At 60.9% G+C, this 23586-nt stretch carries 21 protein-coding genes and 1 tRNA gene; 6 read left to right on the top strand and 16 right to left on the bottom strand.

The window, feature by feature from the left end:
* Nucleotides 1-164: 164 nt before the first annotated feature.
* The 4 genes from FHS06_RS07960 to FHS06_RS07945 are packed head-to-tail and all read right to left on the bottom strand — an operon-like array spanning nt 165 to nt 4232.
* A complete protein-coding gene (locus FHS06_RS07960) occupies nt 165-1178 on the bottom strand; it encodes a sugar phosphate isomerase/epimerase family protein (protein WP_167048215.1) in 1014 nt (337 codons plus the stop codon).
* Nucleotides 1175-2311 carry a Gfo/Idh/MocA family protein gene (locus FHS06_RS07955; RefSeq protein ID WP_310734777.1) on the bottom strand — a complete coding sequence of 379 codons (1137 nt, stop codon included), beginning with the start codon at nt 2309-2311 and terminating at the stop codon, nt 1175-1177. The genes FHS06_RS07960 and FHS06_RS07955 overlap by 4 nt, the downstream gene beginning before the upstream one ends.
* A complete protein-coding gene (locus FHS06_RS07950) occupies nt 2308-3438 on the bottom strand; it encodes a Gfo/Idh/MocA family protein (protein ID WP_167048213.1) in 1131 nt (376 codons plus the stop codon). Before FHS06_RS07950 ends, FHS06_RS07955 begins: the two co-directional genes overlap by 4 nt.
* The gene (locus tag FHS06_RS07945) at nt 3435-4232 is read right to left on the bottom strand and encodes a sugar phosphate isomerase/epimerase family protein (RefSeq protein ID WP_208388125.1); all 798 of its coding nucleotides are present in this window, start codon (nt 4230-4232) and stop codon (nt 3435-3437) included. The genes FHS06_RS07950 and FHS06_RS07945 overlap by 4 nt, the downstream gene beginning before the upstream one ends.
* Nucleotides 4233-4363: 131 nt before the next feature.
* On the opposite strand from FHS06_RS07945, the gene FHS06_RS07940 reads away from it, so the two are divergent.
* Both FHS06_RS07940 and FHS06_RS07935 read left to right on the top strand, forming a co-directional pair.
* The gene (locus FHS06_RS07940) at nt 4364-5002 is read left to right on the top strand and encodes a TetR/AcrR family transcriptional regulator (RefSeq protein ID WP_167048210.1); all 639 of its coding nucleotides are present in this window, start codon (nt 4364-4366) and stop codon (nt 5000-5002) included.
* A 113-nt stretch (nt 5003-5115) separates the two neighbouring features.
* The gene (locus tag FHS06_RS07935) at nt 5116-6147 is read left to right on the top strand and encodes an NADP-dependent oxidoreductase (protein WP_167048207.1); all 1032 of its coding nucleotides are present in this window, start codon (nt 5116-5118) and stop codon (nt 6145-6147) included.
* Here the strand turns inward: FHS06_RS07935 and FHS06_RS07930 are convergent.
* Nucleotides 6144-7028: a LysR family transcriptional regulator ArgP gene (locus tag FHS06_RS07930; RefSeq protein ID WP_167048204.1), complete on the bottom strand. Its 885-nt coding sequence runs from the start codon at nt 7026-7028 to the stop codon at nt 6144-6146. The two genes, FHS06_RS07935 and FHS06_RS07930, sit on opposite strands and share 4 nt — an antisense overlap.
* A 69-nt stretch (nt 7029-7097) precedes the next feature.
* Between FHS06_RS07930 and FHS06_RS07925 the strand changes: the two genes are divergently transcribed.
* Nucleotides 7098-7709: a LysE/ArgO family amino acid transporter gene (locus tag FHS06_RS07925; protein ID WP_167048202.1), complete on the top strand. Its 612-nt coding sequence runs from the start codon at nt 7098-7100 to the stop codon at nt 7707-7709.
* A gap of 72 nt (nt 7710-7781) precedes the next feature.
* Here the strand turns inward: FHS06_RS07925 and rplA are convergent, their stop codons facing one another.
* The 10 genes from rplA to gabT all read right to left on the bottom strand — a co-directional run bounded on the left by rplA (nt 7782) and on the right by gabT (nt 17217).
* Nucleotides 7782-8471, bottom strand: coding sequence for a 50S ribosomal protein L1 (gene rplA, locus FHS06_RS07920; RefSeq protein ID WP_165141520.1), 690 nt, complete (start codon nt 8469-8471; stop codon nt 7782-7784).
* A 14-nt stretch (nt 8472-8485) separates the two neighbouring features.
* A complete protein-coding gene (rplK, locus tag FHS06_RS07915; protein WP_165141518.1) occupies nt 8486-8917 on the bottom strand; it encodes a 50S ribosomal protein L11 in 432 nt (143 codons plus the stop codon).
* Nucleotides 8918-9007: 90 nt separating this feature from the next.
* Nucleotides 9008-10012 carry a transcription termination/antitermination protein NusG gene (gene nusG / locus FHS06_RS07910; protein ID WP_167048199.1) on the bottom strand — a complete coding sequence of 335 codons (1005 nt, stop codon included), beginning with the start codon at nt 10010-10012 and terminating at the stop codon, nt 9008-9010.
* A 56-nt stretch (nt 10013-10068) separates the two neighbouring features.
* A complete protein-coding gene (gene secE, locus FHS06_RS07905) occupies nt 10069-10341 on the bottom strand; it encodes a preprotein translocase subunit SecE (protein ID WP_167050205.1) in 273 nt (90 codons plus the stop codon).
* A 45-nt stretch (nt 10342-10386) separates the two neighbouring features.
* Nucleotides 10387-10459, bottom strand: a tRNA-Trp gene (locus tag FHS06_RS07900).
* Nucleotides 10460-10631: 172 nt separating this feature from the next.
* On the bottom strand, nt 10632-12005 hold the full coding sequence (locus tag FHS06_RS07895; protein WP_167048196.1) for an NAD-dependent succinate-semialdehyde dehydrogenase: 1374 nt from the start codon (nt 12003-12005) through the stop codon (nt 10632-10634).
* 28 nt (nt 12006-12033) lie between these two features.
* Complete coding sequence (locus FHS06_RS07890) at nt 12034-13593, bottom strand: APC family permease (RefSeq protein ID WP_167048193.1); 1560 nt, start codon at nt 13591-13593, stop codon at nt 12034-12036.
* A complete protein-coding gene (locus FHS06_RS07885; RefSeq protein WP_167048190.1) occupies nt 13590-14477 on the bottom strand; it encodes a universal stress protein in 888 nt (295 codons plus the stop codon). Before FHS06_RS07885 ends, FHS06_RS07890 begins: the two co-directional genes overlap by 4 nt.
* Nucleotides 14474-15832: a flavin monoamine oxidase family protein gene (locus tag FHS06_RS07880; protein ID WP_167050203.1), complete on the bottom strand. Its 1359-nt coding sequence runs from the start codon at nt 15830-15832 to the stop codon at nt 14474-14476. The genes FHS06_RS07885 and FHS06_RS07880 overlap by 4 nt, the downstream gene beginning before the upstream one ends.
* 26 nt (nt 15833-15858) lie before the next feature.
* The gene (gene gabT / locus FHS06_RS07875; RefSeq protein ID WP_167048187.1) at nt 15859-17217 is read right to left on the bottom strand and encodes a 4-aminobutyrate--2-oxoglutarate transaminase; all 1359 of its coding nucleotides are present in this window, start codon (nt 17215-17217) and stop codon (nt 15859-15861) included.
* A gap of 81 nt (nt 17218-17298) precedes the next feature.
* On the opposite strand from gabT, the gene FHS06_RS07870 reads away from it, so the two are divergent.
* Complete coding sequence (locus FHS06_RS07870) at nt 17299-18858, top strand: PucR family transcriptional regulator (protein WP_167048184.1); 1560 nt, start codon at nt 17299-17301, stop codon at nt 18856-18858.
* A gap of 4 nt (nt 18859-18862) precedes the next feature.
* On the opposite strand, the gene FHS06_RS07865 is transcribed toward FHS06_RS07870, so the two are convergent.
* Entirely contained in the window at nt 18863-20335 is a 1473-nt protein-coding gene (locus tag FHS06_RS07865) for a helix-turn-helix transcriptional regulator (RefSeq protein ID WP_167048181.1), read from the bottom strand.
* A 142-nt stretch (nt 20336-20477) separates the two neighbouring features.
* Here FHS06_RS07865 and aceA point away from each other — a divergent pair, with 142 nt between their 5' ends.
* Together aceA and aceB are read left to right on the top strand one after the other, a co-directional pair.
* On the top strand, nt 20478-21791 hold the full coding sequence (gene aceA, locus FHS06_RS07860; RefSeq protein ID WP_167048178.1) for an isocitrate lyase: 1314 nt from the start codon (nt 20478-20480) through the stop codon (nt 21789-21791).
* Nucleotides 21792-21930: 139 nt separating this feature from the next.
* Nucleotides 21931-23568, top strand: coding sequence for a malate synthase A (gene aceB / locus FHS06_RS07855; protein WP_167048175.1), 1638 nt, complete (start codon nt 21931-21933; stop codon nt 23566-23568).
* Nucleotides 23569-23586: the final 18 nt, after the last annotated feature.

The following is a 23586-nucleotide window of genomic DNA, read 5'->3' as shown; positions in this document are numbered from 1 at the left end:
GAGCCGACACTGCTGCTGTCGACATCAGTGCAATCTACGCCTCGGTTGGGGTACCGGGTGACGACCGATACGAATTCATGACTGACGATCGTGTCCACCAAACTGACGCGGGCCATGCCTTCATGGCAAAGGTCATGGCGCGCGTGCTGGATCGTCGCAGGACCCTACTGGTTGCTGAAGGCGGCATCGAAAGACGCCGTGGGAGCTGGCCACAGCAGCGACCGCACGTAATTCACGGCTTCGGCTGCGCCGTGGATCCGGTCCATTCCGGCATCCTCCCACTCGATCGAAATGGGTCCGCGATACCCAATCGATTCCAGCGCACGGAACGAATCTTCCCACGGCACGTCGCCATGCCCAGTCGAAACGAAGTCCCAGCCTCTTCGAGGATCTCCCCACGGCAAATGTGAACCGACAACGCCCGCGCGCCCGTTGTGGGGGCGAAGCCGTGTGTCTTTGCAGTCGACATGGTAAATGCGGTCTTTGAAGTCCCAGATAAATCCGACCGGGTCGATGTTCTGCCACATCATGTGGCTCGGATCCCAATTGAAACCGAACGCATCACGGTGCCCGATTGCCTCGAGCGCGCGCACGCTTGTCCAATAGTCGTAGGCGATCTCACCCGGGTGTACTTCGTGCGCGAAACGAACACCTTCACCATCGAACACATCGAGGATGGGGTTCCAACGTGCAGCGAAATCCTCGTAGCCGGCATCGATTGCGTCCCCGGGAACGGGCGGGAACATTGCCATATAGGGCCAAATCGATGATCCGGTGAACCCCACGACGGTATCGACGTCGAGCTTTCGCGCCACACGAGCCGCGCGCTTCATGTCTTCGGCTGCGCGCTGGCGCACCCCCTCGGCTTCACCGTCGCCCCAGATGTAGTCGCGCACAATTGCTTGATGCCGAAAATCGATGGGAGCATCGCAGACGGCTTGGCCTGCGAGGTGGTTGGATATTGCAAAAACCTGCAACCCATGGCGGTCGAGAAGCTCGCGCCGCGAGCGCAAATACGCATCGTCTTCGTCTGCGCGCTTCAAATCCAGATGGTCGCCACTAGCTGCGATCTCGAGGCCGTCGTACCCCCATCCCGCCGCAAGAGCAGCAACCTCTTCTAGGGGAAGATCAGCCCACTGCCCGGTAAAGAGGGTGACGGGATGCGAGACAGCGGTCATAAAGTACTCCTCAAAGTGTTGTCGTCCTGCTCTGGGCGCGATGCTGACAGCACGCTGACCCATTCACCGGTCTGAGCGGATTGCAGCACGGCCGCTGTCACGTGCGCGGCACGCACGCCGTCTTGGAAGGTGGGGAGTCCGTCCGGAAATGCACCCCCGGCAGCAGCATACGCATCGGCGACGAAAGCGTTAAACGCATCCTGGTACCCCATTGGATGCCCGTCAGGAACGATCGAAAGACCACGGTCTCCGGGCGCATCGGGCGACCGGAGGAGAATTCTCGACGACTCTCGCGCCCCGATCCACAACTCCTCGGGGCGCTCTTGCGCGAACCGAACGCTCTGCTCTGACCCGTGGATCTCAAAGACGAGAGCGTTCTTTCGCCCTGGCGCGACCTGCGAGACGAGGAGCGTTCCGAGTGCTCCCGAGTCAAGCTCAACGATCAGCGCGGCGATGTCTTCGTTGGTAACCCGCGCGCCGCCGCGCTCCGCGTGCACAGTCTTCGTGCGTGCACTGAGAGATACGATGCTCGACCCCGTCACGAACTCGATCAGGTCGCACAGGTGCGAACCGATATCAGCGAATGCCCGTGACTGCCCGCCTGAAGCCGTATCTGCTCGCCAATTCGTGTCGCCCTCCGCCAGTAGCCAGTCCTGAAGATACGAAGCGTCAACCGTGAGCACTCGGCCGATCTCGCCGGATGCGATAAGCGCTCGAGCGTGGCGGACGGTCGGGTGGTAGCGATAGATGAAGGGCACTGCACCGACGACGCCCGCCGAATCGGCTGCCGCCGCCAATGTCATCGCATCAGCAACGGTCGTCGCGAGTGGCTTCTCGCAGATGACGTGCTTTCGCTGCGTCAGTGCCGTCATCGTGTCGGCGAGGTGCTGCGCATTCGGTGTGCAGACATGAACCACTGTGACATCGGGGTTAGCTGCAACGCTGGCGGCGTCATCTACGCCTTTCTCGATCCCGAGCTGTAATGCTGCCGCACGCGAACGCTCTGGAGCGGAACTTGCCACGGCGACGAGGCGAGCCCCCGCAGCACGCGCTGCACGCGAGTGGACCGCTGCCATGAAACCAGCACCGATGAATCCAGCGCCTGTGCGCCGATCTGAATCGATGCCAGTCACAGTGTCTTCTGGCGGGGATCGCGGTCGAGCGGCACCAGAGGAATGTCGCCCACAGTGCTCTCGACCTCAATGAAGCGTCCCTCCGCTGCAGACTCGTCCATCGAAAGCAGCGTGTCGAGCACGTGGAAACCTAGCTCCCCCGTTGCGACGTGCTGCTCACCTGCCCGAATGGCGCGCGCCATATCGAGCACACCCAAGCCCCGTCCGCCCTCGGTACCTGCGACGGGAACCGTCTCCCACAACGGTTGCGGACCGGATGCCGTCTGCTCCGCACCGCGGGTAATCTTCACGTCGCCGGTGAACATGTTCGGATCGGCCATCACGAGGGTTCCCTCGGTTCCACTGACCTCGATCACGCCGGCGCGCGGCAGCGCGGAGTCGAAGCTGAATACGCTGTCGCTCGTGGCGCCACTCTCAAACCGGGCAATCGCCTGCACATGTGTGTTTACCTCGACAGGAAACTCGGTTCCTGCGCGGTCTCCGACTTGAATGCTTCGCACATCGCGGCCGCGCGAGGCGACAGCCGCAACCGAGGCTACCGGGCCGAACACATTCACCAGGGCCGAGATGTAGTACGGCCCCATATCAAAGAGCGGCCCGGCACCCTGAGCGAACAAGAACTCGGGGTTCGGATGGAAGGTGTCGGGTCCGATGTATTGCATCGTCGTGTGCGCCGAAAGCGGTACCCCAATGTCTCCGCGCGCGATAGCGCGTCGAGCACTCTGCAGGCCAGGGCCAAGCATCGTGTCAGGTGCGATGCCTACACGAAGGCCCGCGGTATCCGCTTCTGCGAGCAGCAGGTGTGCCGACTCACGATCGACTCCGATGGGCTTTTCTGACCACACGTGCTTTCCGGCCGCAACCGCTGCGCGGCTCACAGCCACGTGCGCCTGCGGAATTGTGAGGTTGACGACGATTTCCACATCGGGGTGGGTAAGCACATCATCTGGGCTGCCGCTGAGCGAGACCCCGTGCTTCTTAGCTTGCGCTGCTGCGCGCTCGGCATCGAGGTCGCCAATGATGACGACCTTGACGTCGGGGAAAGACGTGAGATTCTCAAGATAGGTGTCGCTGATCATGCCTGCCCCGATGAAGCCAACTCCCACTGCACCTGCCGCGGCGCTCATCGCACACCACGCTTCGAAAGGTACTGCACGCTGGCTTCGATTCCCGAGAAGACATCTCCCGCGAATTCGTCGTACTCGACAACCGCGAACTCGAGGTTGTCGGCCGCATCAAGCACGCGATCAAGTGGCACAGCCCCAGTTCCTGCAGCCACTTGGCCAAGGTCGATCGGTCCTGACACATCGGCACGGAATGGGTCGGCGTCGATACTGCCGTCTTTTACATGGAGAGCAACAAGACGGGTGCCGAGCCACTGGACGAGGGCCGGGACATCCTGTTTGCCGACCGCGGCCCAATACGCGTCGAGTTCGAGAACAACACGCTCATCCAGCAACGAAACGAAGTACTCGTACGCACTCTCCCCGCTGAACTCGTGGTGGAACTCATGGGAGTGATTGTGATATCCCACGCGGATGCCTCGTGAAGCCGCCACCGATGAGGCCACATTGAGCCGCTCGGCGGTGCTCTTGATGTCATCTCGCGTCGCCCACAGCTTCGGATCAACCATCGGGTCGATCACAATCTCGGCACCTAGTTGAGCGGCCGCATCGAAGACGGCTTCGTTCACCGGCGACGGCTCACGATTCGCGTCTGTAACGAGAGCCGCATGCATCGTGGGCGAGGAAAGTCCATTGCGCGCGAACGCCTCGGCGAGCTCGGGGGCCCGATGCACAGCACCGAACGCTTCGACGTTCTGAAACCCTAAACGAGAAACCCGCGCCAACGTGCCGTCAAGGTCTGCTGCGAGGGCATCGCGCACCGTATAAAGCTGAAGTGAGAGTTTGGGCTGAGTCACGCTACATCCTCGTCGATCGAACTGGCGCTGCGTCTTCGCATCACCACGGCGCTGCCGCGTGGCCGAGCGTAGCATCAATACCGACAGAGGTGTAGGTATTCATGACGACCGATTCACGCTACGGTCATTTCATGCCCAAAGTCGCGCCGCAGAGTTCTTATGCACCGGGTCGCGTGCGACGAGAGCAAATCATCTCCGCCGCCTTCAGCGCGTTTGGTGCCGTTGGCTACCGGCAAACCAGCATGAGCAAGATTGCGGAAGATTGCGGAGTTTCGCGCGCGGGACTTCTGCACCATTTCCCCACGAAAGAGTCGCTGCTTCAGTCGGTTCTCGACGAGCGCGACCGGCTGGCATACGACAAGATCTTCGTCGGCGCGCCAGGCCCCCAGGCCGACGGACTTGACCATTTCGGGCGACTTGTGCGCCTCAGCGCATACAACATGTCGACGCCCGGGCTTGTGAGTTTGTACGCGGTCCTCTCAGCCGAAGCCACCGAGCCCGGGCATCCCGCACACCCATACTTCTCGCGCCGCTACGACGGATCGCGCCGCGACATCGCCGCTGCGGTCGACAACCTCCGCTCCCGGGGGCTTCTGCGCTCCACCGATATCGACAGCGCCGATGTCGCTATTGATGTAATCGCTCTCATGGATGGGCTTCAAATCCAGTGGTTGATTTCACCCGGCGTAGTCGACATGCCCGCGCGTTTACGCGAGCGACTAGAAAGCGTGCTCAGCCGGCCGCTCCTGCAGCTCGATGCTCTGCACTGAGCTTCTTGACGTGGTATCACTCGCGTAACACGTGTGAGACAAACCCGAGGTTTACTGAGGCAACGAACGGCCCACTAGCGCTGCCGCCGCAGCTACAACCATAAGGAGCGACCATGTCACAACGGCCGCTACAACCAGCAAAGCCTTCATCGACTTCTTCAGCGGCTCCCGAACCATCGAGCACGACCATGAGAGCGTGCGTAATCGATGCCACAGGCACCGAAAGCCTGTTGCACGAAGCAGAAGTCCCCATTCCCTCGCCGATTCTTGGTGAACTGCTCGTGCGGATCGTCGCGGCAGGCATCAATCCCATAGACGCGAAGACCCGAGCGGGCGCTGGCGTGTCAGCAGCGATTCCAGACTTCCCATCGACCTTGGGCTTCGACTTCAGTGGCGTTGTCGAGAAGAGCCCGTTCGAGAGCCATCCATTTCCGGTCGGCGCCGAAGTGTACGGAATGCTGCCTTTCCCCCGCACCGGCGGAAGCTACGCAGAGTATGCGGTCGTGCCTTCACTCTCGGTCGCGCGAAAGCCAGCGGCACTTTCGCATGTTGAAGCCGCGGGCGTGCCCCTGGCCGCACTCACCGCGTGGGGTCTCGTTGTTGAGACTGCACGCGCACACGAAGGCCAGAGCATCCTGATTCACGCAGGAAGTGGCGGCGTCGGACACTTCGCCGTGCAATTTGCGGCATATTTCGGCGCACGAGTGACGGCGACGGCGTCCGGACACAACGCCGCGTGGCTCAAGGAGCTGGGTGCGGTGTCGGTCATTGACTACACGCAACAGCGATTTGAAGATGAAATCGCCGACGTCGATGTTGTCATCGATCTCGTCGGCAACAGTCACGATGACACGGGGGCGAGATCCCTCGACGTCCTGCGCCCCGGCGGGATGTACATCCTGGTACCAACAGGTTCGTGGCCGGGCGCAGCCGAGGCAGCGGCGTCGCGAGGGCTGCGATACACGGGTTATAAGGTCGCTCCCGACGGTGCAACCCTTGCAACGATCAGTCGCCTTCTCGAATCGGGAGCAATTCAGGTCTATATCGACCAGGTGTTTAATCTCGCGGATGCAGCGGCGGCACACACCGAGCTCGAAAAAGGTCACACGCGCGGAAAGATCGTGCTGCAGATCAGCGAAGACTAGCTCTCCGAGACGAGTACCCGCTGACCTTCAGCAACAATTTCGGAGGCGACGGCATCGAGCAACTCAGAGCGAAGGTTCCACTGCTGCCAGTACAGCGGAACATCCACGGGCTCACCACCGAGGGAAACGAGTTCGCCTGAGCGAAGGCCGTCCTGAGCCTGTGCCTGAGGCAGCAGTCCCCATCCGATTCCGAGATGTACCGCGATCGCAAAATCATGCGATGCCGGCACATAATGCCGCGGCGGAGCATCAGGATCTGCGCCAGTTGCAAACAGCCATTGCCGTTGCAGGTCATCGCGTCGGTCAAACTCCACGAGTGGCGCCTGCTCGAATGCCGAGGCATAAAATCCAGCGGGCAACCACCGACGCGCATAGTCGGGTGCAGCCACCGCTTCGTAGCGCATCACTCCCAGCGGTTGAAGTCGACACCCAGCAACCGGAACAGCTTTCGATGTCACCGCCCCCATCACTTCGCCACTTTCTAGCATGTGCGCTGTGAAGTCCTGATCGTCACGATGGAGGTCAAACGTGACGTTCAATCGGGACGCGAGGCGGGCGAGCGGCGCGAGAAACCATGTGCTCAAGGAGTCGGCATTGACTGCGAGCGGAACAGAAGTTGGAGTTGATGCTTCGAAGGCGGCAGAAGCATCGTGGGACAGCAGCTCAATTTGGCGCGCAAACCGAACGATCGCCAATCCAGCTTGAGTGGCGCGCGCCGGTTTCGAGCGCACGAGCAGCACTCTTCCGACGTGGTCTTCGATCGCTTTGACTCGTTGGCTGACAGCAGACGGAGTCAAATGCAGTCGCCGAGCCGCGGCATCCATCGTGCCTTCGTCGAGCACAGCCATCAGCGTGCGTGCGAGCGAGGGATCGATGTTCATTAAGCAAATCTAATACTTCTGAAGAATCATTTGCTATGCGATAGATATTGGCGAACTTAACCTACACCGGTGTGGGTTTCTCTTGTCGCTGGACTCGGTGTCGGGCTGTCATTAATCGCGGCGATCGGTGCGCAAAATCTCTTCGTGATTCGCCAGGGCGTGAGGAGAAATCATGTCGGGCTTGTGGTCATGATCTGCACCCTCAGTGATGTCGCGCTCATCGCGGCTGGCATCGGAGGCGTTGCGACGATAATCCAAGGCGCCCCATGGATTATCGTGGTCGCACGCTGGGGCGGCGGGATCTTTCTCATAAGCTATGGCGCCATCGCTGGAGTGCGTGCGGTGAAGGGGTCAGCACAGAGCTTTGAGATGTCATCGGCAACAGCGACAGTTGCATCGCGGTCGGCTGTGGCCGGCACGGCGCTTGCTCTCACATGGTTGAATCCCCATGTGTACCTCGACACTGTTTTGCTGTTGGGCTCTGTTGCCAACACGAAGTCTGCGCCCTGGTTTTTCGGGATCGGTGCAGGCATCGCAAGTCTCGTGTGGTTTTCGGCGTTGGGCTTTGGGTCCCGGTATCTCGCCCGATGGCTACGCACGCCACTCATGTGGCGAATAGTTGACGCGATTGTCACGATAATCATGATCGCGTTCGGCGTCAGCTTGATTGCCGCGCACTAGTGGTGCAGCAACGACGAAGGGGCCCCACCTCACGGTGGAGCCCCTTCGTTTCGTGACGTGATCTGGGATAGATCAGAGACCGTTGACGTCCAACGGGATACCGGGACCGAACGTCGTCGACACAGCACCCTTCTGGATGTAGCGGCCCTTAGAGCTGGAAGGCTTGAGACGAACGATCTCGTCAAGCGCAACAGTGATGTTCTCATCGAGCTGCTCAGCCGTGAAAGATGCCTTGCCGACGACGAAGTGCACGTTGGCGTGCTTGTCGACGCGGAATTCGATCTTTCCACCCTTGATGTCCTCAACTGCCTTGGCAGCGTTGGGCGTGACAGTTCCGGTCTTCGGGTTCGGCATCAGGCCGCGGGGTCCGAGAACCTTACCCAAACGACCGACCTGGCCCATGAGCTCGGGGGTCGATACGGCAGCGTCGAACGACGTGTAGCCATCCGCGACCTTCTGGATGAGCTCGGCTCCACCGACCTCATCAGCACCAGCAGCGATAGCTGCCTCGGCTGCCGGGCCCGTCGCGAAGACGATGACGCGAGCAGTCTTACCCGTACCGTGCGGCAGGATGACGGTGCCGCGCACCATCTGGTCTGCCTTACGGGGGTCAACAGCGAGCTTGAGCGCGACCTCGACGGTCGAGTCGAACTTAGCCGAACCGGTTTCTTTCGCCAGGGCGACGGCTTCGGTCGGTGTGTAGAACTTGTCAGCTGCGATTTTCGCAGCGGCGGCCTCGTAGGCCTTGGACTTGGTAGCCATAGTCGTTATCTCCCTCAGCCCTCAACCGTGATGCCCATGGAACGGGCGGTGCCGGCGATGATCTTCGAGGCAGCCTCGATGTCATTCGCGTTCAAGTCGGGCTGCTTCGCTTCAGCGATTTCGCGGACCTGGTCCTTGGTGAGCTTGCCCACCTTCACGGTGTGGGGCGTTGCGGACCCCTTCTGGAGGCCTGCGGCCTTCTTGATGAGTTCCGCTGCCGGCGGGGTCTTCAGGATGAACGTGAAGCTGCGGTCCTCGTAGACAGTGATCTCTACGGGGATGACGTTGCCACGCTGCGACTCGGTCGCGGCGTTGTACGCCTTGCAGAACTCCATGATGTTAACGCCGTGCTGACCGAGCGCAGGCCCGATCGGCGGCGCCGGGTTGGCAGCACCAGCCTTGATCTGAAGTTTGATCAGGCCGGTCACCTTCTTCTTCGGTGCCATTCTTTTTCCTTTCGTCGAACCGGGCGCGTATCGCTTCGGTTCTCCCGCAGCTCCGGCTTATCCGGACCGCGGTGGTTTATGGGAGATTCGTCAGTTCTGCTTCGTTACCTGATCGAACGAGAGCTCAACCGGAGTCTCACGCTCGAAGAGCGAAACGAGAACCGTGAGCTTGCCGCTTTCCGGCTTGATCTCGCTGATCGAACCAGGAAGACCCGCGAACGAACCTTCCTTGATCGTGATCGTCTCACCGATTTCGAAGTCGACCTCGGTCACGATGCTGCGTGCGGTCACCGGAGCGCCCTTTGCAGCACCCGCCTTTGTCGGTGCAGCTTCCTTGACTTCAACGAGGCTCTTCAACATGTTGAAGGCTTCTTCAAATCGAAGCGGAGTGGGATTGTGGGCGTTACCGACAAAGCCGGTCACACCGGGAGTGTGACGCACAACAGACCAGGTGTCTTCGTTGAGCTCCATACGAACGAGCACGTAGCCGGGGATCCGAACGCGAGTGACCATCTTGCGCTGGCCATTCTTGATCTCGACGACGTCCTCCATCGGGACCTCGATCTGATAAATGTCGTCTTCAACCTCGAGCGTTGATTTACGCTGCTCGATGTTGGCTTTCACCTTGCGCTCGAAACCGGCGTAGGAGTGAAGCACGTACCACTTTCCAGGCAGCGAGCGAAGCTCGGTGCGGAAGGCCTCGAACGGATCGATGTCTTCATCATCCGCTTCGGGCTCAGGCCCGTCGTAGGGCGTCACTTCGTCGGCGGCTTCTGCCTCAGCTTCGGCCTCGTCTTCGGCTTGCGCGTCGGTGAGGACATCAGCGGCAGCCTCAACCTCAGCCGTCTCGTCGATCTCAAGAGCATCGTTCACGATGCGGTCGGCTTCGGGGTCGTTGATCTCGATGTCGTCCAACTCCTTGTCGTCACTTTCGTCTTCGCCGTCCTCAGAAATCTCGTGGACAGCGACGTGCTCAGCAGCCTCGGAGGCGCGCTCTTCTACCGCGAGGATGTTTCCCTCTTGAGCTTCGTCGTCCTCGCTGGACTGCTCGGCAGTCGGCGCCCAATCGGCGTCATCGACATATCTTTCAGACAATTAAGTTCACTTCCATTCGTGGTCACGGGAGTTGACTCCCGCTACCGCGGAGCTTTTTAGGCCACGCCTCCCGGCGTACCGAAGACGACGGTCGTCACCCAGACAAAAAGGAGGTCAAGTCCGTACACGAGGGCCATCATGACCACAACGAACGCCAACACAACGCCGGTGAACTTCAGGAGCTCCTGGCGCGTAGGTGTAACCACCTTGCGGAGCTCGGCAAAGACCTGGCGGATGAAAATGACGATGCGCTGGAAGAAGTTCGGCTTCTTCTCGCGCGGGGCATCGCGTTTCGCGACAGCCTCGCCCTTCTGCTCGTCCTGGACCATCAACCCACCTGAATCATTCACTGTGTGCCAGCATTCGCTGACGCGCAGGGCGGACAGGAATCGAACCTGCAACCTGCGGTTTTGGAGACCGCTGCTCTGCCAATTGAGCTACCGCCCTAGAGACCGGAAGGCCCCAGGGAACCTGCACCCACCGCCGCTACACGATTCGAAAAACACTTCGAAGCGCGGGCACGGCAAAAGAATGCAGACTTCTACTGCACCTTCAAGTGTACGGCATGGCACTGCGACAGGCGAACTCCGAGCGCAGGCTTCGAAAACACATCGACCATCTAGACCGGCTTTGGTGCGACTCGGATGAGCTTCTTGTTTACGAACTCGTCGGCGGCGAGAAGCCCCATTTCACGACCCGTCCCCGATCTCTTCACTCCCCCAAACGGAAGCTCTGGCGAGTCTGCGAGCACGCAGTTGACAAAGACCATTCCGGCCTCGATCCGGTCAGCAACCCGATCCGCCTGGTCAGAATCTGTCGTGAACAGATAGGAACCAAGCCCGAACGGCGTGTCGTTTGCGATCCGAATCGCGCTGTCTTCGTCGGCGACTCGGTACACGACCCCAACGGGTCCGAAGAACTCTTCGCGATAGGCATCCATGTGCTCACTTACTCCTGTGAGCACTGTGGGTTCGAAGAATGCCCCATCGCGATGCCCGCCCACCACGAGAGTCGCGCCCTGAGCGACAGCTCTGTTTACCTGCTCCTCGAGCCGCTCGGCTGCCGTCAGAGATGAAAGCGGGCCGAGGACAGTGTCGGGGTCAAACGGGTCTCCCATCTTGCATGACTGCATCACTGCGGCGAATTTTTCGACAAAGGCGTCGTAGAGCTCGTCAACCACGATGAAGCGTTTCGGCGCATTGCACGACTGGCCGTTGTTATCCATGCGACCGTCGACTGCCGCCGTGACCGTGGCATCTAGATCCTCAGTCGAAAGTACGATGAACGGATCTGACCCGCCGAGTTCCAGAGCGACCTTCTTTAGGTGTCTCCCGGCAAGCTCAGCAACCGCCGACCCAGCACGTTCCGACCCTGTCACCGAGACACCCTGAACTCGCGGGTCTGCAATGACATCGGCCGCTTGTTCATTCGTGACGTAGAGATTCACATATGCACCCTCCGGTGCCCCAGCATCGAGATAGATCTGCTCGATAGCCGCAGCGGACTCGGGGCACTGCGGAGCGTGTTTAAGCAAAATCGTGTTGCCCAGCACTAGATTGGGCGCCGCAAATCTCGCCACTTGGTAGTACGGAAAGTTCCACGGCATGATCCCGAGCAGTACGCCCAGCGGCGCGCGCCGAATAAGTGCTGATCCCTCGCCGAGAATGTCAAGTGGCTGATCCGCGTTGATCAGTTCCGCCTGGTCGGCATAGAACTCGGTGATGTCTGCGGCGAAATCGACTTCGCCGAGGGCCGCTTCCATCGGTTTTCCCATCTCGCGGACGATGATCGCAGCCAGGTCGTCACGGCGCTCACGATGCAGCTCAGCTGCCCGTCGCAGCACCGCGGCGCGTTCTACAACGGGGATAGTACGCCAGGCCCGGTAGGCAGCATCTGCAGTTTTGATCTTCTCTACGACCGCAACGTCAGTGAGTGTGTCGTACTGGGCCAAAGTCTGCCCGGTCGATGGGTTCACAACCGAATATTCATTCATGTGCGCTCCAATATCTCCGTTGTGGTTCTTACGCTGACTTGCGACGAGGTAGGCGAAGTGTGTCGGGCGCGTCCACTGAAAGCGTCTCGCCTTTGAAGAAGGCAGGGTGCTTTACTGCCTGCCAGATCATGATGACGATGCCGATTCCGATCACGGTCACCCCAAGCACGAACACCAGACCAAGTCCAAAGATGCTCGAGCCGCTGCCGTAGTCGGGGTTCATCGAGTCAACGAGCGTCGTCACGAACAGTACTGCCAGGATCATGCCGCCGATGAGCGGGAACAAGAAAGTGAAAAAGACGTTACGCACCGAGTCGAACCACTGCTTACGGAAGTACCAGACGCAGGCGAAGGCGGTGATGCCGTAGTAGAAACAGATCATCATGCCGAGCGCCGTGATGGTGTCCCACAGCACGTTCTCACTGACAAATCGCATGACCGCATAAAAGAGCGATGCGACAACAGCCGAGATGATCGTCGCGAAGCCAGGCGTGAAGAACCTCGGGTGCACCGCAGCAAAGCGCTTCGGTAGCGCGCCATAGTGCCCCATCGCCAGCAGCGTTCGTGCCGGTGAAACGAACGTCGATTGCAAACTCGAAGCCGAACTCGTGAGCACGGCCAACGAAACGAGCGCGGCAAGCGGCCCGAGGATCGGCCCCGACAGGTGGAAGAACACGTTGTCTTGAATGTCGGGATTGCCGAGCCCGTACTCCCCCGTGCCCGCCCCGGCGAACATGATGAGCGACACGGCAAGAAGCAGGTAGAGCGTGACGATCGCAACAACGGTCAACGTTGCCGCACGCCCGGGCGTCTTGTCGGGATCCTTTGTCTCCTCATTCATGGTGAGGGTGACATCCCATCCCCAAAAAATGAAGATCGATAGTGAAAGTCCTGCGGCGAAAGCACTGAACGACGACACAGCGAACGGATTGAACCACGACCAGTCAACGGGCGTCGGATCGAATCCATTGCCGTTCGCAGTAGCCACGATTGCAGCGATTGCGAACAGAATCAGAATGACCACTTGGAAGCTCACGAGTACGTACTGCAGCTTCTGCGTCGTCTGCATATCTCGGTAGGAGATCATCGTCGCGCCGAGCATGAAAAGTAAGCACACCGTGACGTTGATGAACGGATTCGACGCGAGGTCGGCAATTGAATCGTTGCCAGTGAGCTGTGCGATCAACAGAAAAAGAAAGTCGACAGCAATACCCGCGAGATTCGACAGCACGAGAATCGTCGCAGCGATCAGACCCCACCCAGCCATCCAGCCGATCCAGGGGCCGAAAGCCCGCGTCGCCCAGGTGAAGGAAGTGCCAGAGTCAGGCATCCGATTATTCAGCTCTCGATAGCCGAAAGCGACGAGAAGCATCGGAATGAACCCGACAAGGATGATGGCGGGCACCTGCACACCGACCGCCGATACCGTCGGTCCAAGCGCCGCCGTCAAGGTGTACGCCGGAGCGATACATGAAATGCCGATCACCACAGCCCCGATGAGGCCGACAGTGCCAGCACTCAAACCTTTCGATGACAGCCCTCCTGTGACAGGTTCACCTGCGGGTGCTTTTTGCTCTGGAGCGCTCATTGCCGTGCTCCATCCGTTGCACGCGTGCGTGGCACGACAATCAGGGGTACCGAAAGAACGTGCAGCATTTTTGCCGCAGTTGAACCGAGAAAGAGCCGCCGTGGCTGCGCGAGACGACTTGAGCCGACCATCACGATCTCGCCCGGGTCCCACCCGACCTCCTGCACAGCGTCTTCTATGCTTTCGCCGGTGCCGACAAGAACCTGGGCATCGATGACGCGAGGCAACTGGTCGCGTGCCTGAGCGAGCACGTCGTGTGCGTGAGAGGCCCCCGTGAGCCGAATTGCACCGGTATCGGTGCCGGTCGGCATATCCACTGTCGCGAGCGATATCAGTCGGAGACTTGCCCCAGTGCCGGTTGCAAGCGCAACCGCCTCGGCAAGCAACGCGTCGGCGCCGGGGCGGGTGCCCACAGCCGCCGTCACTCGTGAAATGAGTTCTCCAGGAGGCGTCGCGCGGGAGCCTTCGGGTGCGAGAACCACCGGAACATCCGACGAGTGCAGTAGCTCTGAGGCCACCGTGCCGAGCCGATGTCTGCCACGCAGCCCTCCGCTTCCGGCACCGACAACGATGTAGCCCGCGTCGAATTCATCAGCTGCGGCAATCAAACCCTCAGCGAACGACTCGCCATACCTGACATGCCCATTGTGCGAAACAGCATCCTTCACGGTTTCTGCTGCGGTTATCAGCCACTGACGTGCGACTTCGCGAAGGTGGCGATCAAAGCCCGCGTCGGGAGGGGTGATGACACTGCGATCATCGGATGGCAGCACGATCACAATTTCGAGCACACCACCGCTTGCCACGGCGATCCGGGCACCCAGCGCGAGAGCATCCGCACCCGCGTCGGTCGCTGTGTAGCCCACCACAATCGCGCGGCTCACGACCGCACCTGCTCGACAATTTGGCTTGCCACTAGATGTCCCATGCGAATTGCACCATCAACATGCTGGTAGCCGGCCCCGGCAAGATCGCTGCATGCGAAGTGAATCGGGCCAACCGCGGTTCGAAGATCAGCACCGTAGCGGTGCAATCCGCCAAGGTCGAAGCTTGCCGCGTATGCGCCGCGGGTCCACTCTTCGGTGCCCCAGTCGCTTTCGTAGTAGACGACGGGAGATTTCGCCTCTTCGCCGTAATAGTGAGAGAGCGACTCGAGGATTCGTTCCTTCCGCTCAGTCGCGCTCAGACGAAACAGGTCATCAGCATGTCGGTCGGAAACGAACCCGACGAGGGTGCCGCGCTCGTCGCCGTGATTGGTGTTGTCATATGCCTCGTGCGAAATCTCGTAGGGACTGAATGCGGTTCCCGACAGCCCCTGCTCTCGCCAGAACGGGCGGTCATATACGGCATGGACCTTGATAACGAAGCCCATCGATAGGTGCTGGTGCATCTGGTGCTGCAGTCGAGGGAGCGCCGGCACGAAAGAGATCCGACTGTAGAGGACCGGCGGAACCGCGAGCACCGCGGCCCGAGCGTGGACGGTGACGCCATCAGACACCGCCGTCACGCCGTGGGCTCCCCACTCGAGGCTCCGCACCGGCTGGCCGAGGAACACGTCGTCGCCGAGACGTTCTGCCAGCAGCAGCGGCACCTGCTGCAGTCCCCCAACGACTCGTTTATCGAGGATGAAGTCGGCATCAACGAGATTCGTGAAGCTCCCGGCGCTCGCCGCCATAAGGAGAGCTTGCAGAGCCGAAAATGCGTGCGGCGGCTTCGTGAGCATGGCACCGGCAATGAAGAGGGCGATGTTGTCGGCGGCTTCTTCATCGTCCGTCTGCTGTCGCAACCACGCTTCGAAAGACACTCGATCGAGCGCCCCAGCGTCAGGATGCTCCCAAGGGCGATCGGGGTCCATCTGAGCAACCATCACATCGAGTCGGTCGATGAGATCAACCATGACTTTTTCAGTCTCAGGGGCCACGGGAAAGATATCTCCGGTGAACCGCGTGAGGCTTCCGCCCGGCCCGATATAGACGCTTTCGCCTTCTCGATAACGGCTGAATGTCTCGAGACCAAGTTCGGCGACAGTGTCGATCAACGCATCTTGATCGGGCGAGACCCACTGCCCGCCGAGCTCGAGCATGGTGCCACCGATAACATCGGTCCATAGCCGCCCGCCCACACGATCGCGCGATTCGAGAACAGCCACCGACACCCCCGCTTTCCGAAGGTCGTTCGCCGCAGTCAGCCCCGCAGCTCCCGCTCCCACGACCACCACGTCTCGGTTGATCTCGGCCATCATCGACTCCTTTGTCTCAGCGTTCATCAGATTGTCGCCATCGCTTCGGCCACGACATCAAGGCCCTCGTGTAACAGCTCGTCGCCGATCGACAACGGTGGCAAGAAGCGGATGACGTTGCCGTAAGTGCCGCACGTCAGCACGATCACGCCGGCGGCGATGCACGCCCGGGCGATCGCTGCGGCGAGGGCACTGTCGGGCTCGCTCGTGCCGGAATGCACCAGCTCGATTGCCACCATGGCACCGCGGCCCCGCACATCACCGATCCGCGCATCCCGCGATCGAAGTTCTTCCAGCCGCGAGAACAGGATTTTCTCGACATCGACTGCGCGCTCGATGAGCCCGTCGTTCTCGTAAACGTCGATTGCGGCGAGCGCGGCGGCACACGCAATCGGGTTGCCGCCGTATGTGCCACCCAGCCCACCCGAGTGCGAGGCATCCATGATCTCTGCTCGGCCCGTAACTGCAGCCAGGGGCAACCCGGCAGCAAGACCCTTTGCTGTTGTGACGAGGTCGGGCACTATTCCGAAGCCAGAGCTTGCGAACATGCTGCCGGAGCGAGCAAAGCCCGTCTGCACTTCGTCCGCAATGAAAACAACATCGTTCTCTCGGCACCACGCCACGAGTGCCGGCAGAAAACCGTCGGCAGGAACGATGAAGCCGCCCTCGCCCTGAATGGGCTCGATGATGATCGCGGCGAGATTTTCTGCCCCCACCTGCTTCTCGATGAGAGAGATCGCTCGTTTCGCGGCATCCGGTCCGCCCAGTCCGTCCCGATACGGGTAAGACGTCGGTGCGCGATAGATCTCGCCGGCGAATGGGCCGAACCCGCTCTTGTAGGGCATCGACTTCGCGGTCAGGGCCATCGTGAGATTCGTTCGGCCGTGATACGCGTTGTCGAACGCGACAACCGCCTGCTTTCCGGTGTGTTTACGGGCGATTTTCACCGCGTTTTCGACCGCTTCTGCGCCGGAGTTGAACAACGCCGTTTTTTTAGGATGTTGCCCCGGGGTCAGCCGGTTGAGCGCCTCGGCGACGGCAACGTAGGACTCGTAGGGCGAGATCATGAAGCAGGTATGCGTAAACCGTGCCACCTGCTCTTGCACAGCCGCAACGACAGCAGGATGAGCGTTTCCGACCGTCGTGACGGCGATACCGGACCCGAGATCGATGAAGCTGTTGCCGTCGGCGTCTATAACGACACCCCCGCCGGCCGCTACGGCAGCAATCGGCACCGTGTGCCCCACCCCAGAGGGAACTGCCTCGGCTTTACGCGCGAGCAGCTCTTGAGACAACGGCCCCGGGATGACGGTGGTGAGGTGCCGTCGCTGCGGCAGATCAGGACCGCCACTGATAGCGACGGGCAGCGCGTTGGTGATGCTCATGGCCGAGAGCGTAGAAGTGAATTCGTCACGCCGCACTCACCGCGCTGTACAGTGTGCCCCATAGAAGTAGACGGGATGTACATGAGCGACACCGGAGACGCCACCACCGACAAGCCGACTCTCAGCGCGCTCCTTCGTCGCGCCGATCTTCGACTTCGGCTGGCATCTTCACGTGAAGGCTTGCCGCCCGAGGCACTTGAGCGAGAGATTCGCTGGGTCCACAGCTCAGATCTCGCGGACCCGACGCCCTTCCTGTCGGACGGTCTCGCTCTGCTGACGACAGGAACCCAATTCAACGATGAGAATCCCACCTCGTTCGACGACTACGTGATCCGGCTGCAGCGGCGAGGAGTCGTGGCCCTCGGTTTTGGTACAGAAGTGGTGCGGGAAGGAATCCCCGAGCGACTCCGCAAGGCGTGTGAAACCCACGGCATCCCGCTGTTCGAAGTGCCCTACGTCACCCCATTCATCGCAATTGCCCGAGCGAATGCTGAAGCGATTGCTGCTCTTTCGTACGCACGCAGGTCGTGGGCGCTGTCAGCTCAGCGTGCGATCTCGCTGGCCGCGCTCCGCCCAAACGGCCTTGGCGCAACTCTCGCCGAGCTCTCCCGTCAGCTCGGCGCGTGGGTCGGACTCTTCGACGCCAGCGGAGGTCTGGCCCGTCAGCATCCTGAGGCAGGTTTGTCCGAGTCCACTGCTGCCTCTCTCGGCGATGAGGTGCGTAGTGTGCTTCGCAGGAACGCTCGTGCCGGCTCATCGCTTCGTATCGAGCAGACGTCATTCAGCTTGCAGACGCTCGGCCGCGGCGGCCGCCTCCGAGGCGTCATCGCGATCGGGGGCGGTGACCTTGATCAGGAAGGTCGTGGTTTGGTGACGTCGGTTGTCGCGATGGCGGGCCTCGCTCTAGAGCAGCAGCAAAACCTGCAGCGTGCGAGGACGCAACTGCGCGCGGGAGTCCTTCAGGCGCTGCGCGCAGAAAACCCGTCGCTCGCCATGAAACTCGCCCGTGAAGTGTTCGGACCACTTCCATCTCCTCCCCTGAGTATCGCCATCGCGTCCTCGGGGACCGCCGCCATCTCTCCGCTGGCGGAGTGGCTGGAGTTGCGTGCTGAGGAACATGCAGGCGCGATGTTCTTCGGACGGTGCGACGACGCACTTGTATTGATCCTTGGGGCGGGCGCGGATGACGCTGTCTTCGCCGACATGACGGAGCTTTTTGATGTGCGACTGGGAGTTGCGGAGCACGCACACTGGGAGGATTTTTCGACGGGCTATAGCCAGGCGCTGCTTGCGCGAAAGCGCGGTCACGATCCGGTAAGCACGTTCTCAGAGGTTTCGCGTGGCGGCATCCGTTCAGTTTTCGCCACGGCCGATGCACGAACATTCGCCGACGCCTCCCTGGCGCCGCTTCGGGCCTTCGACGAACGCGAAGGGTCCGAGCTCGAAAGCGCTGTAAGCGCGTGGCTTGCGAACGATTGCTCGTACGAAACGACAGCGCGTGTGCTGCACGTGCATCGACACACCGTGCGCGCGCGAATTGTGCAAGCCGAGAAGGTTCTCAAAAAGGATCTCTCTCAATTCGCGACCCGCGCTGAGCTATGGGCAGCGTTCGAGGCTGCCTCGGGCAGCGAAACCACGTGAGACGTCAACTCGGGGCGTGCGCCTGAAGAAACTCGTAGACATCGGTTGAGTCAACGCCCGGGAAAGATCCGGTCGGCAGAGTTGCCAGCAACGTTCGCGGCGTTCGCACATTGGGCCACGCATTTTCGCGCCACGTCGACTCAAGCTCGATGGGTGCCCGTCGACAGCACGCCTCCACCGAATGCCGTGACACACCTCGATTGGGAGTATCTCGACCAATGAACCACTTCGTGTCGTCGAATCTCACACCAACGCTTACCGAGTGCTCGCCCTCACTCGATGCTTCAACACGGGCCGTGCACCAGTACGTGCCGTTTCCGGTGTCGGTGTATTGGTAATAGGGATTGAATCTGTCGTCTTCACCGAAGACCACTCGGCTCGTCCATTTGCGGCAGCACATCTGACCTTCGATCGACCCGAGTCGGTCGCTCGGAAAGTTCACGTCATCGTTCTCGTACGCCTTGGTGATCGTGCCCGACTCGTGCACCTTGAGGAAGTGCACCGGGATGCCGAGGTGCACAGTTGCAAGGTTGGTAAACCTGTGCGCGGCTGTTTCGTATGAAACGGAATAGGTATCGCGCAGATCTTCGATCGAAATGGATCTGGATTTTTTTGCTTCGATGAGCGCGGGGACCACGTGTGCTTCTGGAATCAAAAGCGCGCCCGTGAGGTAGTTGGTCTCCACTCTTTGCCGCAAGAAGTCCGCATAACTTGACGGCTCGGTATGCCCCAGAACTCGGGCCGAAAGCGCCTGCAATACAGCTGTGCGGGGATCAGATTTGGCCACACGGGTCGAAAGGTAAAGTCGGCCATTCTTCAAATCAGCAACACTTCGCGTGGTTTGCGGCAGGTCGGGCACGTAGTGCAGCGTGAAGCCGAGATGGGCGGCGATATCGCTGGCCGTTCGCTGCGTCAGCGGCCCGCCCGCATGCCCAACCGCCGAAAGAAGCTCTCGCGCCGTCGTCTCAAGAGAATCGAAATAGTTGTCTTGCCGCCGCATGAGGTGGCGCAGCTCGACATTTGCGCGCCGCGCCTCTTCCGGTGTTGCCGAGCGTTCATCCCGGAGGCGTTCGATCTCACCCTGGAGCGCGAGCATCGTGCGTATCGCCTCGTTGGGCACCGATTTTCCAATGCGAAAAGGTGCAATCCCAAGCGCCGAGAACGTCTGACTGTGCATTGCCCGCTCTAACGAGATCTCGAGCGTCGCTCGTTCGTCGAGCGGCTCTGCTCGCACAAGCGCCTCCATCGGAACCTCGAGCGCATGCGCAATCTCACGCAGCAGGGTGAGCTTGGGCTCACGCTTGCCGGTTTCGATCATCGACAGCTGGCTCGGTACGCGCTTCACGGCGAGTGCCAGTGCGTCAAGGGTGAGTCCGCGTTCAAGTCTCAGCTGACGGATGCGGCGGCCAATCGTCAGCGCGTCAGCATCTGGCTCGTCGGTTTCCGCGGCGCCTGAGAGATCTTCTTCGATCGTCATGGCGGTGAGTATGTCACATTTTGTGAAAAACGCGTGAAATTCTCTCCGGATTTGGCCATGGACAGTGTCGAACTTGACTCAGAGTGGAGCCACATCGAACAACGGGACAAGAAAGTTCCGGCATCCAATGGAGGAAGACATCATGATCCACGCCACGCCTGGACAGCCCCCGCTGCGTGCGGGAGATCAGACACAGACCGCAGCAGAAGTCGCGGCCATGTGGGAAAGCGACCCGCGCTGGGATGGCGTCGAACGCACCTTTACCGCCGAAGATGTCATCCGCCTACGCGGATCGGTTCGCGAAGAGAACACGCTCGCACGTCGCGGCGCGGAGAACCTCTGGAACCTCCTGCACACCGAGGACTACATTCGGGCACTCGGCGCCTACACCGGTGGCCAGGCAGTGCAGCAGGTGCGCGCAGGGCTCAAAGCGATCTACCTCTCCGGGTGGCAGGTGGCAGCCGACGGCAACCTCGCGGGTCAGACTTACCCCGACCAGAGCCTCTATCCAGCAAACTCGGTCCCCGCTGTCGTTCGACGCATCAACAATGCGCTCCTGCGTCAAGATCAGCTCGAGCACGCCGAGGGCACGATCTCCCAGGACTGGATGGCTCCGATCGTTGCCGACGCCGAAGCAGGATTCGGCGGCCCGCTCAATGCCTTTGAGCTCGCACAATCCCTCATTCAGGCGGGTGCGGCCGGCATCCACTGGGAAGACCAATTGGCGAGCGAAAAGAAGTGCGGACACCTCGGTGGCAAGGTTCTTGTTCCGACCCGCCAGCACATCCGCACGCTGAATGCGGCGCGGCTCGCAGCTGACGTCGCCGATGTGCCCACCGTAATCATCGCGCGAACGGATGCGTTGGCTGCAGACCTGTTGACAAGCGACATCGACGACCGGGACCGCGAATTCACGACCGGAGAACGCACAAGCGAAGGCTTCTACCGTGTGAAGCCGGGACTCGATGCCGTCATCAGCCGTGGTCTTGCGTTCGCACCGTACGCCGATCTGCTGTGGGTCGAAACCGGAGCGCCCGATATCGAACTCGCTCGCGACTTCGCCACAGCGATTCACGAGAAGTTCCCGGGCAAGATGCTCGCGTACAACTGCTCACCGAGTTTCAACTGGAAGCGTCATCTCGACGATGCGCAGATTGCGAGCTTCCAAGCCGAGTTGGCATCCCTCGGCTATGCGTTCCAGTTCATCACTCTGGCGGGCTTCCACGCCGTCAACTACTCGATGTTCGATCTTGCCGCTGGCTACGCACAGAACGCGATGAGCGCTTACGTCGACCTGCAAGAAGCCGAATTCGCTGCTGAGGCCCGGGGCTACACCGCCACCAAGCACCAGCGCGAGGTCGGCACGGGCTACTTCGACACGATCTCGACGGCCCTGAACCCCGAGAGCACGACCCTCGCTCTCGCCGGTTCAACCGAAACCGCACAGTTCCACTGACCCCACACCCCCTGCCCCGCTGCCGAAGGGTCGCAACACGCCGCATCACCATCGCAACGCCGCCCCCAGTACGGCATGTTGCGACCCCTCGGCGGCAGGGATATTCACTCTTACGCAACCTGGATGGAAAGGCACGAACATGACTCTCACGACGGCTCCTCCCGTTCCACATCACACCGCATCGGGCATCACAGTGCTCGGGCACCTCGGCGAGCGCTACGACGAGATCCTCACCGCCGAAGCGATTTCGTTCCTCGAGCAACTGCATCACCGCTTCGCCGGACGCCGGCACGACCGCCTCGCCGACCGCGAGCGTCGCCGTTTCGAAATCGGCAACGGGCACGACCCTCAGTTCCGCGACGACACAGCGCACATCCGTGATGACACCGAGTGGCGCGTCGCGGGTGCTGGCCCGGGCCTCACAGACCGTCGCGTTGAGATCACGGGTCCGACCGACCCAAAGATGACCATCAACGCGCTCAATTCTGGCGCGAAGGTGTGGCTTGCAGACCAAGAGGATGCCACGAGCCCCACGTGGAGGAACGTCATCGACGGTCAGCTCTCGTTGCGCGATGCCATTCGTGGCACCCTGAGCTTCACGAACGCTGCCGGGAAGCGCTACGAGGTGACCGCGGAGCACACCCCCACGATTGTGATGCGGCCCCGGGGCTGGCACCTCGGCGAAAAGCACATGAGCTACACGGACCGTACGGGGCGGAGCCTCGCGGCATCCGGGTCTCTCGTTGATTTCGGGCTGTACTTCTTCCACAACGCAACCCGGTTGATCGCGAACGGTGCGGGCCCGTACTTCTACATAGCGAAGCTCGAGAACGCTGCGGAAGCGAAGCTGTGGGATGACGTCTTCACCTTCAGCGAGCAGTACCTCGATATTCCGCACGGCACGATCCGCGCGACGGTATTGATCGAGACGCTGCCTGCCGCATTCGAGATGGAAGAGATCTTGTTCGAGCTGCGCGCCCATTGCGCGGGGCTGAACGCCGGGCGCTGGGACTACATCTTCTCGATCATCAAGAACTACCGCGGGCGCGGCGCTCGATTCGTTTTGCCTGACCGGAGCGAAGTCACGATGACCGTGCCGTTCATGCGGGCATACACCGACCTTCTCGTGAAGACCTGCCACAAGCGGGGTGCGTTCGCGATCGGTGGGATGAGTGCGTTCATTCCCAACCGACGCGATCCGGAGGTGACGGCCCAAGCATTCGAGAAGGTTGCCGCAGACAAGAAGCGCGAGGCGGGCGACGGTTTCGATGGCACGTGGGTCGCACATCCTGACCTCATTCCGGTCGCCCGGGCTGAGTTCGACGCTGTGCTCGGCGAGCGCCCGAACCAGCTCGATCGTCAGCGCGACGACGTTGAGGTTCTGGCAGCAGATCTGCTCAACGTGCACATTGGGCTGCCGGTGACGGCCGCCGGCGTACATGCAAATGTGTCTGTCGCGATCCGCTACCTCGAAGCGTGGCTGCGCGGACTCGGCGCCGTCGCCATCGACAATCTCATGGAAGATGCCGCAACGGCTGAGATCTCACGATCCCAGGTGTGGCAGTGGATCCATCAGGATCGCAAAACGCAAGAGGGCACCGCGATCACCGTGGGCTACATCGAAGAACTCATCTCTCAGGTTCTACAGAGTGCCGAGCGGTTCGACGGTGATCGGTTCGACGACGCGGCACAGATCTTCCGCGACGTGGCATTGCGACCGGAGTTCCCGGCTTTCCTTACCCTCACCGCATACGAGCGCTACCTCGTCGAGGTGTAACCCGCCGCACCACGGGGC

It is taken from the genome of Microbacterium halimionae (assembly GCF_011761265.1).
Lineage (GTDB): Bacteria > Actinomycetota > Actinomycetes > Actinomycetales > Microbacteriaceae > Microbacterium > Microbacterium halimionae.
Note: the sequence above shows the minus strand (reverse complement) of the source record. Positions and strands in the feature narration are given on the sequence as shown.

What these genes read in the sequence shown, in the direction of transcription:
- FHS06_RS07940 (WP_167048210.1), top strand. Translation starts at nt 4,364, where the DNA reads ATGCCCAAAGTCGCGCCGCAGAGTTCTTATGCACCGGGTCGCGTGCGA.
- FHS06_RS07870 (WP_167048184.1), top strand. Translation starts at nt 17,299, where the DNA reads ATGAGCGACACCGGAGACGCCACCACCGACAAGCCGACTCTCAGCGCG.
- rplA (WP_165141520.1), bottom strand. Translation starts at nt 8,471, where the DNA reads ATGGCTACCAAGTCCAAGGCCTACGAGGCCGCCGCTGCGAAAATCGCA.
- FHS06_RS07890 (WP_167048193.1), bottom strand. Translation starts at nt 13,593, where the DNA reads ATGAGCGCTCCAGAGCAAAAAGCACCCGCAGGTGAACCTGTCACAGGA.
- FHS06_RS07960 (WP_167048215.1), bottom strand. Translation starts at nt 1,178, where the DNA reads ATGACCGCTGTCTCGCATCCCGTCACCCTCTTTACCGGGCAGTGGGCT.
- FHS06_RS07880 (WP_167050203.1), bottom strand. Translation starts at nt 15,832, where the DNA reads ATGGCCGAGATCAACCGAGACGTGGTGGTCGTGGGAGCGGGAGCTGCG.
- aceA (WP_167048178.1), top strand. Translation starts at nt 20,478, where the DNA reads ATGATCCACGCCACGCCTGGACAGCCCCCGCTGCGTGCGGGAGATCAG.
- aceB (WP_167048175.1), top strand. Translation starts at nt 21,931, where the DNA reads ATGACTCTCACGACGGCTCCTCCCGTTCCACATCACACCGCATCGGGC.
- rplK (WP_165141518.1), bottom strand. Translation starts at nt 8,917, where the DNA reads ATGGCACCGAAGAAGAAGGTGACCGGCCTGATCAAACTTCAGATCAAG.
- FHS06_RS07865 (WP_167048181.1), bottom strand. Translation starts at nt 20,335, where the DNA reads ATGACGATCGAAGAAGATCTCTCAGGCGCCGCGGAAACCGACGAGCCA.
- FHS06_RS07930 (WP_167048204.1), bottom strand. Translation starts at nt 7,028, where the DNA reads ATGAACATCGATCCCTCGCTCGCACGCACGCTGATGGCTGTGCTCGAC.
- secE (WP_167050205.1), bottom strand. Translation starts at nt 10,341, where the DNA reads ATGGTCCAGGACGAGCAGAAGGGCGAGGCTGTCGCGAAACGCGATGCC.
- FHS06_RS07950 (WP_167048213.1), bottom strand. Translation starts at nt 3,438, where the DNA reads ATGAGCGCCGCGGCAGGTGCAGTGGGAGTTGGCTTCATCGGGGCAGGC.
- FHS06_RS07935 (WP_167048207.1), top strand. Translation starts at nt 5,116, where the DNA reads ATGTCACAACGGCCGCTACAACCAGCAAAGCCTTCATCGACTTCTTCA.
- FHS06_RS07895 (WP_167048196.1), bottom strand. Translation starts at nt 12,005, where the DNA reads ATGAATGAATATTCGGTTGTGAACCCATCGACCGGGCAGACTTTGGCC.
- gabT (WP_167048187.1), bottom strand. Translation starts at nt 17,217, where the DNA reads ATGAGCATCACCAACGCGCTGCCCGTCGCTATCAGTGGCGGTCCTGAT.